Source organism: Lutibacter sp. HS1-25, from assembly GCF_004121075.1.
Classification (GTDB): Bacteria; Bacteroidota; Bacteroidia; order Flavobacteriales; family Flavobacteriaceae; genus Lutibacter.
Genome location: NZ_RHLN01000040.1, coordinates 1 through 9,819 on the forward strand (window position 1 = coordinate 1; position 9,819 = coordinate 9,819).

Genomic DNA, 9,819 nt, shown 5'->3' on the forward strand with positions numbered 1-9,819 from the left:
ATGTAATCTGTTAATTGTGTAGTTCAAAGATACTTTTTAGTATTTGTAGCAACAGATCCCCGCATTCGCGAGGATGACGGTTCAAAACTTACTTGTTGTTAGTTGCTACTAATTAAAAATTAATACCATTTATAATTTGTCATTCCGACGAAGGAGGAACCACATCCAATGCTCAATTATATGTGATTTCTCATTGCAATCGAAATGACAAAACATACGTCATTTCCAGCTTGACTGGAAATCTGTTTATTGTGTAGTTCAAAAGATGCTTTTTAGTATTTGTAGCAACAGATCCCCGCATACGCGAGGATGACGGTTCAAAACATACTTGTTGTTAGTTGCTACTAATTAAAACTTAATACCATTTATAACTTGTCATTCCGACGAAGGAGGAACCACATCCAATGCTCAGTTTTATGTGATTTCTCATTGCAATCGAAATGACAAAACATACGTCCTTTTCAGCTTGACTGGAAATCTGTTGGTAGCTCTTTCCTATTGAAAAATTGACTCCCTTTAGGGCTGGGGAAAAGCAATTTTTCGGTAGCGTTGATTTTGTTAATAATTAAACTAATTTATAATTACACACCCCTAACCCCTCTCAAGAGGGGAATATTATAGTTGAATACTGGCTTTTAGCTTTAGGCTTTCGGCTTTCAACTTTAGACTTTCAACTTTAGACTTAAAACTTAGAACTTAGAACTTAGAACTTAAAACTGCTACTGAAAACTAGCTTTCGACTTTAGACTTTCAACTTTCATACTTGACTAAACTAAGTACCAACAACATCAAATAATCAAAAATTAACTACATTTGCCAAAAATCCATTTACTTTGAATTGTAAAGCTTTTAAACATTCATTTTTAGCATGCTTATTTTGTTTGGTGTATACTTCAACCTACGCACAAAAAAACAATACTGATTATACTGTTTCGCTTGGTGCGGGTATTTCATCAGATGAAACACTTCCTTTTTGGTTGGTATCAAACCGTTATGGTAATATACCTAATAGCGATTACGGACTCTTAAGTCTGGCTGTTTTTGATGACCTAAAACAACCTTCTAACGATTTTGGTATTGCCTATAAAGTCGCGGTAACTGGTGCTTTGGCGCAAGAAAACACACTTATTGTCAATGAAATGTATTTGAGATTGCAATATAAAAACTGGGCATTGGATTTTGGAAATATGCACGATGCTGTTAAATGGGAAGGCTTGTCTTCTTCAAACGGAAATATTATCAAATCTATCAATGCCAGAGCACTTCCAGGTATCAATTTTAAAACACTTGATTTTATAAAACTGCCTTTTGCTAAAAACTGGTTGAGTTTTCAGTTTAATTTTGCCAATTACTGGATGAATGACAATCGTTTTGTTAACAATGCCTATACGCATCATTCCAGTTTGTTTTTAAAATTCAAATTAAGTCCACAATTTAATTTAACTACAGGCATAGATCATTATGCGCAATGGGCAGGCACCTCTCCTATTTCAGGAAAACAACCTAGTTCATTTAAAGATTTTATCAGAATTGCATTGGGTAAATCTGGTGGCTCAAATTCTTCAGAAGGCGATCAACTAAATGCTTTAGGCAATCATTTGGGAGCTTATTTGGTGCAGCTAAATTATACTGCTGAAAAAACAAATTTAAGTTTTTATTATTCTCATCTTTTTGAAGATGGATCGGGAATGGAATTTCAAAACTGGATGGATGGTTTGTATGGTTTTATGATTGATTTAAAAAAACCAACTGCTCCAGTAACACATATCTTAACCGAATTTACTTATACCAAAAACATGAGTGGCGCAAATCCTCCTGATCAGGGATACGACGAAAATGGTGATAAAATTCACGGTAGAGGGCTTGATAATTATTTCAATCATGGTGTATATAACGGCTGGACTTATTTTGGGCGTACCATTGGTTCTCCTTATTTTACCACAAAACCTGTTGATGAAAACGGCATTACAAATGGTGTTATTTTAGGTGATAACCGTTTTATGGCTTTTAATGTAGGTTTAAAAGGTAATTTAAATTACCTGAAGTACAAAGCGCTTCTGAGTCATGTTACTTATTTTGGCTGGTTTAACAACGAATATGAAATCAAACCCAAACAATTTTCGGGTTTATTAGAAATGGTACTACCTCAAAATACAAAAGGCATTCCTTTTGATATTACAGCTTCTTTTTCATTTGATACAGGAACCTATGCCCCTGTTAATTTTGGCGGATTTATAACCCTTACGCGTAACGCTTGGTTTTAATTTATTTATGTCGTGCTATTTTGGGCTAGTTTGAATTTTTATTTTTTAACTTTGCAATTAAACACCTAAACCCTGTAAAATCAATGTTTTCATTTCTGAAAAAAAATAAAAACAATCTCACAAATCTGTTTTCTGAAGATTTTGTTGATATTCATTCGCATATACTACCTGGTATTGATGACGGTGCAAAAAACCTGGATGAATCTGTTGCATTGATCGAACGTATGCGTAGTTATGGCATTAAAAATATTGTAACCACTCCTCATATTATGGAGAGTGTTTGGGACAATACACCTGCTATTATCAATGGTAAATTAAATGAACTCAATGCACATTTAAAAAGTATAGGTATCAACGATTTTAACGTAAAAGCTGGAGCCGAATATTTACTTGACAGTCATTTTAATAAATTATTAAATACTGAAAAGTTACTAACCATTAAAGACCAATATTTACTGGTTGAAATATCTTATATGAATGCTCCTTTAAATTTGTACGAGATTTTATTCAACATACAAATAGCGGGTTATAAACCCATACTTGCACATCCAGAACGCTACTTATTGTTTCACGAAAATTTTAAAGAATACACCAAATTAAAAGAAGCAGGCTGTCTTTTTCAACTTAATTTATTATCACTGTCTAATTATTATGGCAAACATGTAAAAAAAGTTGCTCAAAAATTATTGGAAGAAAAGCAATATGACTTTGTAGGATCTGATACCCATAACCTAAGACATTTAGATTTTATGGAGAAAATTAACGATGCTAAATTGCTTAAACTGGTAACACCTATTTTAGAAAACAACAAACTTTTAAAATAGTTTGCAAAACTGTTTGTTGAAAATACCAAAAGCTTTTTAATACAAAAGATACGCAAACGCACCTTTATTGATTCCTTTCTATAAATTATAGCAGACCTGTATATTAAAAAATAGCTGATATATTACATCAATTGTTGTGTAATACATCAGCTATCTATAATTAGTTTAAAAATTTAAACTACGATTGCTTGAATAATTTTTTAAACCAAGATTTTTCTTCTGAACCATAACCATAGCCGTATCCATAACCGTATCCGTAGCCATAACCATAGCCTTTTTTATTACCTACAGCATTCAGTACAATAGACATATTTTGAAGTCTTTTTTCTTCAAACATTATTTTTGAAGTTTCCAACAAACGCTTATCCAAGTAATTGGCTCTAATTACATACAAATGCAAATCTACTTTGTAATTGTTTAACAACAAGGTATCTGTTACTGCTTGTACAGGTGCGGTATCAACTAAAATATAATCATAATGTTTTTTAGCATATGTCAACAAATCATCAAATCGCCCGTTCATTAGCAATTCTGAAGGATTTGGCGCTATAATTCCAGAGTGAATGACATCAAATTTCAATTCAGAAACAACATCAATCAGTTCAGCTGGTTGCATATTTCTGTCCATTAAAAAGTGTGTCAAACCTTTTTCTTTTGAAATTTTTAAATAGTCTGATAATTTAGGTTTTCTAATATCTGCCCCTATTAAAAGTACTTTTTTGTTGGTTAAAGCCAAAACTGTAGCCATATTGATAGAGACAAACGATTTACCTTCACCACTAATGGTTGAAGTTACATAAATTGTTTTACAACCTTCACCAGCACTAGAAAGCATAAAATTAACATTGGTACGCAGCAATCTAAATGATTCTGAAACGCCATCTCTGTTGTCTTCAGAAATCACAATTTTATCAATTGATTTTGACCAAGGAATGTCTCCCAATATAGGTGCTTTTACAACAGCTTCCACATCTTTGCGGTTGTGTACCTTATTGTCTAGTAAAAATAAGATGTATATAATTGAAAACGGAACAAGCAAACCTAATAAAAGTGCAGCCAAATAAACAATTTGTCGTTTTGGTGAAATTGGAAAATCACTACCATCTGCCTTGTCTATTACTCTGGCATTTGGCAAAGTTGCAGCCAAGGTAATAGAAGTTTCTTCTCTTTTTTGCAACAGGTACAAATACAGTGTTTCTATAATTTGTTGCTGACGTTGGATGTCTCTATAAGCTCTTTCCTGGTTAGGAACAGCTAAAATTTTAGAATTTAACAACATTTCCTGTTGCTTCAAATCATTCAATGAAATACTTAACGAAGATTGTAGATTTACCAAACTTTGCAATACACTTTTACGCAACTCTTTTAATTGTGCATTTAAATTTATAATGGTTGGATTTGTTTCGCTTGAACCTCTTAAAATTCTATTTCGTTCTAAAATCAATTCGTTGTAAGCACTTGTATTTTCACTAATAGACCCGTCAGCCAATCCTAGATTAGAAGGAATTAAATCATTTGAATTGTTGGCTAAATATTCAGATACGTAATTTGCCAATTTAATTTGGGTATTGATTTCAATAATTCTTTGCTCTAACGTAGCATTTGATTCTAAAACCAGCGTTGCTTCCGAAGAAATATCGGTTAATTTGTTACTTGATTTAAAAACTTCAACACCTTTATCAACATCCATTAAATCTTTTTCAATAATTTCAAGTCGTTGAGCTATAAATTTATTGGTATTGTTTGCAATAACACTTTTATCTTCAACTGCATTTTTATTGTAATGCTCAACCAAAGTATTTATCAGTACTTCAGCCTTATAGCGATTTCCATCAGTAAATGAGATATTGATTAAATTGGATTTTTTAGTTGTAAAATCAACATTCAATCTACCTAAATAATTATTAATAACATTTCTTAATGGTGTAATTACCACAAGTACTTCTCTATTTGTATAATCGTTATTTAAATTTGTAGGAGTAACTGTGAAATTTCCAAAAGGCATTTCGATTTTTTCACCAAAAACATGTTTAGAAACCTGCTCTTTGTTGTTGGCATTGGCATAAATTATTTCAAAATTGCTTGTAGATTTTATAAGTATTTTAAAATTGGCTCTTAATTTATAAAATGAAGAATCTTTTGCAAAAAAATTGATTTTTATAGGCGATTGATCTGTAAAAAGCTCGGTAGACATAATGTTACCTTTACTGTAATACCCTATGGTTAAGTTCAAATCCTTGATAACAGAAGCCATCAGTGTACGAGATTTTAATATTCCAATCTCGTTTTCAGCAGATGATTGTCCACCGCCAGCCAAACCAAGGTCTTTAAAAGCCGATAGTTCAGAAACAAGCCCTCCATGGTCTTCATCATCAATTAAAATGGTACTTGAAACCTGATAAATATTTGGTGTATAACGCAAATAAGTATAGGCGCCAATCAATGCAATTGCCACACCCAATACAAACCATTTCCAATGGTATACGTATTTTTCTATTTCTTCTCTTATTGATATTGTATGTTGGTTAAAATCTACTTGATTTAAATGATTTTCATTTTGCATATAAGGGCTCTGTATTTTTATCCTTTAAAAAGCTTAATAATTTGTAATAAATTTATTTTGGCTATTTTTAAAGGGTGCAAATTTACACTATTTTTATGGTTTGGTTATTTAATTTTTATAATGAAGTAATTTTAGGTATTGCTTTCTATAAAATCTAACTTTTCGTAGGTCGAATTGTTGGAAATAAATTCTGGAACAATTTCTTTCATTTTTTTAACGGTAGCTTCATAATTCATTTCAAAATTCAAGGCACAAAGCTCTTCAATAGATTTGGCTACAATTGCTTTATTCATAGGTTTTGTTTTTGCTATCATTATTTTATCATGGTATGTTTTGGCAGTAAGTTCACCATCAGCCAATAATTCTTCATAAATTTTTTCTCCCGGACGCAAACCTGTGATTTTAATGTCAATATCCTCAGGAAATTTTAAACCCGATAAACGAATCATATTTTGCGCCAAATCGTATATTTTGATAGATTCTCCCATATCAAAAACAAAAATAACGCCGCCTTCCCCCATAATTCCGGCTTCTAATACCAATGAACAAGCTTCAGGTATTGTCATAAAATAACGTGTAATGTCTTTGTGCGTTACTGTAATTGGACCTCCTTGTTCTATCTGTGCTTTAAACAAAGGTATTACAGATCCATTAGATCCTAGTACATTTCCAAAACGTGTAGTTACAAATTTGGTAATTCCTTTTCCGTTTTGAGAATTGATATACATTTCAGCTATGCGCTTTGTAGCACCCATTACATTGGTTGGATTTACAGCCTTGTCTGTTGAAATCATTACAAATTTTTCTACATCGTATTTTATGGCCAAATCTGCCATATTTTTAGTTCCGCCAACATTTACATAAACAGCTTCAAACGGACTTTTTTCCATTAAGGGTACATGTTTGTATGCAGCGGCATGAAATATATAGTTTGGTTTGTATTTGTTAAAAATGGCTTCCATTCTGTTTTTATTTCTAACATCAGCAACAATAACCGTTATGCGTTCTAACTTTTTATACAATAAAAACTGTTGAATATCGTACAAATCAGATTCAGCCTGATCTATCAGTATCAAATGTTTGTAATTGTAATTTGCAACTTGTTTAGAAATTTCACTTCCAATTGATCCGGCAGCCCCTGTAATAAGTATTACTTTATCGTTAAATTCCTTTTTTAAAATAGGATTGTCTAAAACAATAGATTCTCTTCCTAATAAATCTTCAATTTTTAAATTTTTAATTTGTTTTACTTTCAAATCACCATCAATCCAGTTTTTGGCAGGTGGTATAATTTTAACATTGATATTTAAATTACCCAATGCATTCGAAATTTCTAACAAACGAATAGGCTTTATTTTTTGAATAGCCAATACTACTTCATCTATCCTGTGTTTTTTAATAAACTTGCTATTGATTTTATTGCTATGAAATATTTTTAAGCCCTGAATGTATTTTTTGCTTTTACTTAAATCATCGTCTATAAATCCAACAATTTGAACATGACTGTCTTTGTCGTTTTTAAGTACCGAATACGCTAACAAACCAGCTTCACCGGCTCCATATATCATTATCCTTTTATAGTGTTTGGCTGTTGAAGTAAGTAGGTTGTAGATTTCTTTAAATAAATTACGACTTGTAACAAGAAATAACATATTCAATAAAAAATGAATTACCAAAATTGATAAAGGAATGGTAAAGTTAAGCAATACACCAAAAATTCTGTTTAACAAAACAAAACCACAAAGCAATAGCAACATAACAAAACTTGCCAAAGTTACATTTGCGGCATCTCTAAAACTTGTATGCCTTATAATACCTTTATAAGAACCAATTGCTATAAATGAGATCAATGCAGCAGCCAACACCAAAGGCAATTGGTATCTAAATTTTGAAGTGTCAAATGTCATTTCAAAATTAAAACGAATAAAATATGCAAGTATAAAAGTATTGATAACAATGTAGCAATCAATAACCAATACAATCCAACTTGGTACGTTTCTTTTTAAAAACCTATCTATCAAAATTACAAGATATTAAAATTCAGTTTGTTAGAATGTCTCATTTAATTTAATACTTAAAAATTTAAATGTCATAATTTTACTTTCACATTGATTTTTATAAGGTGAATATAATGATATTTAAGCGTACAAATATAGTATTTTAACTTTTTATAATGAACATACATTTGAGGTAATTATTTATTTGAGGTTTTAACTATGTAAAATCCTTTTAAAATAAGTCTTTGATTGTAGTTACAATTTTATGCAAGTCTTTATTGTTTAAATTAGAACCACTTGGCAAACACAAACCTCTTTCAAACAAATCATCAGAAACACCATTGATATATGCAGAATACTTTTTAAAAACAGGCTGCTGGTGCATTGGTTTCCACAAAGGACGTGCTTCAATATTTTCCTTTTCCAAAGTCAGACGTATTTTTTCACGCATTTCAAAAGAACTGGTTACAATACAGGTTAGCCATCTATTGGCACAATAACCTTGTGGCTCTTCTAATAATTGAATTGCTGAAATACCACTAAAAGCAACTTTGTAAAATTCAAAATTACTTCTTCTGGCCGCTACCCTATCAGCTAATACTTCCAATTGTCCGCGCCCAATACCAGCAACAATATTGCTCATTCTATAATTATAACCAATTTCTGAATGCTGATAATGAGGTGCATTGTCTCTAGCCTGGGTAGCTAAAAATATGGCTTTTTGTTTTGCAGTTTCCTCTTTACAAATCAAAGCACCACCACCTGAAGTGGTAATTATTTTATTGCCATTGAACGATAAAATCCCAAAGTCTCCAAAAGTACCACAACTTTGTCCATTTATTTTACTTCCCAAAGCACTGGCAGCATCTTCTATCAACACCATATTGTATTTTTGTGTCAACTGTTTAATTTCCTTCATTTTTGCAGGCATTCCAAACAAATGAACAACCACTACAGCTTTTGGTTTGTTGCCTTTTGATAGCTGTTCTTTAATGGCTTTTTCCAATAAAAGAGGACATATATTCCAGGTTTCAGGTTCACTATCAATAAACACAGGTAAAGCACCTTGATAACATATGGGGTTTGCAGAAGCAGAAAAAGTAAAACTTTGACATAGCACTACATCATTTTGAGTAACACCCGCCAATATCAAAGCCAAATGCAATGCTGCTGTCCCAGAACTTAAGGCAACCACTTTATTGTTTGTGCCTAAATAATTTTTTAATCCTTTTTCAAACTCATTAACATTTGGTCCTAAAGGCGCTACCCAATTGTTCTCAAAAGCTTCTTTTATGTATTTCTGCTCAGTACCTCCCATATGAGGTGATGACAACCAGATTTTTGTATTCATTGTGTTTTTTTGAGATAGCAAAAATAGGAATTTTAATGCTTTAATAAAGATTATATTGATTTTTAAGTTATAAGTCAGAAGTTATAAGTTATAAGTTGAAAGTTGAAAGTTGAAAGTCTAAAGTCTAAAGCTAAAAGCCATTATTCAACGGTAACATTCCCCTCTTGAGAGGGGTTAGGGGTGTGTACTTATAAATTAGTTTAATTATTAACAAAATTAAACACTACCGAAAAATTGCCTTTCCCCAACCCTAAAGGGTGTCAATTTTTCAATAGAAAAGTATTCTGTATCTGGTTACCAACAACCAACAACAGATTTCCAGTCGAGCTGGAAATGACGTATGTTTTGAACCGTCATCCTCGCGAATGCGGGGATCTGTTGCTGTAAGTACTAAAAAGCAACTTTAAACTAAACAAAACACTCCCCTAGCCCCTCTCAAGAGGGGAATGGATTTGAACCTAAGGACAAACTGATTTCAAGTCAATACTTCGAATTAGCTTAGCAAAGGACTGAAAATGACGTATATTTTGTCATTTCGAATGCAATGAGAAATCACATAAAATTGAGCAATGGATGTGGTTCCTCCTTCGTCGGAATGACAAGTTATAAATGGTATTAAGTTTTAATTATTGAGTTTTAAGTGGGTATTCAACATCTTGCTTTTGGTGGCTGAGCGTAGCCGAAGCCATTATTTGGATGAATTACAATTTTATATTTACAATTATCTTTCTTGTTCTTTTCCATTGATGAAAAGAACCAAAAATCTAGTCTGATGTTATTTTTCTATAAAATTATCAAATCCTTTTAACCATCACGCCCA

General features: G+C 31.9%; 5 protein-coding genes. 2 read left to right on the forward strand and 3 right to left on the reverse strand.

Annotated elements, in window-relative coordinates; translation table 11 throughout:
- Positions 1-833: 833 nt before the first annotated feature.
- Together EC396_RS11210 and EC396_RS11215 are read left to right on the forward strand one after the other, a co-directional pair.
- Positions 834-2,264, forward strand: a complete 1,431-nt coding sequence (locus EC396_RS11210) for a capsule assembly Wzi family protein (protein ID WP_129366783.1) — start codon at positions 834-836, stop codon at positions 2,262-2,264.
- 83 nt (positions 2,265-2,347) lie between these two features.
- Positions 2,348-3,088, forward strand: coding sequence for a tyrosine-protein phosphatase (locus tag EC396_RS11215; RefSeq protein WP_129366784.1), 741 nt, complete (start codon positions 2,348-2,350; stop codon positions 3,086-3,088).
- Between the two features lie 178 nt (positions 3,089-3,266).
- Here EC396_RS11215 and EC396_RS11220 read toward each other — a convergent pair whose 3' ends face one another.
- The 3 genes from EC396_RS11220 to EC396_RS11230 form a co-directional block, all read right to left on the reverse strand.
- The gene (locus EC396_RS11220; RefSeq protein ID WP_129366785.1) at positions 3,267-5,651 is read right to left on the reverse strand and encodes a tyrosine-protein kinase; all 2,385 of its coding nucleotides are present in this window, start codon (positions 5,649-5,651) and stop codon (positions 3,267-3,269) included.
- Positions 5,652-5,782: 131 nt separating this feature from the next.
- Positions 5,783-7,672 (reverse strand): nucleoside-diphosphate sugar epimerase/dehydratase, encoded by a 1,890-nt coding sequence (locus EC396_RS11225; RefSeq protein WP_240665692.1) that lies wholly within the window; start codon positions 7,670-7,672, stop codon positions 5,783-5,785.
- 208 nt (positions 7,673-7,880) lie between these two features.
- Positions 7,881-8,999, reverse strand: coding sequence for an aminotransferase class I/II-fold pyridoxal phosphate-dependent enzyme (locus EC396_RS11230; protein WP_129366786.1), 1,119 nt, complete (start codon positions 8,997-8,999; stop codon positions 7,881-7,883).
- Between the last annotated feature and the right edge of the window lie 820 nt (positions 9,000-9,819).

Coding starts and splice junctions, on each gene's coding strand:
- EC396_RS11215 (WP_129366784.1), top strand. CDS start 2,348: ATGTTTTCATTTCTGAAAAAAAATAAAAACAATCTCACAAATCTGTTT.
- EC396_RS11220 (WP_129366785.1), bottom strand. CDS start 5,651: ATGCAAAATGAAAATCATTTAAATCAAGTAGATTTTAACCAACATACA.
- EC396_RS11230 (WP_129366786.1), bottom strand. CDS start 8,999: ATGAATACAAAAATCTGGTTGTCATCACCTCATATGGGAGGTACTGAG.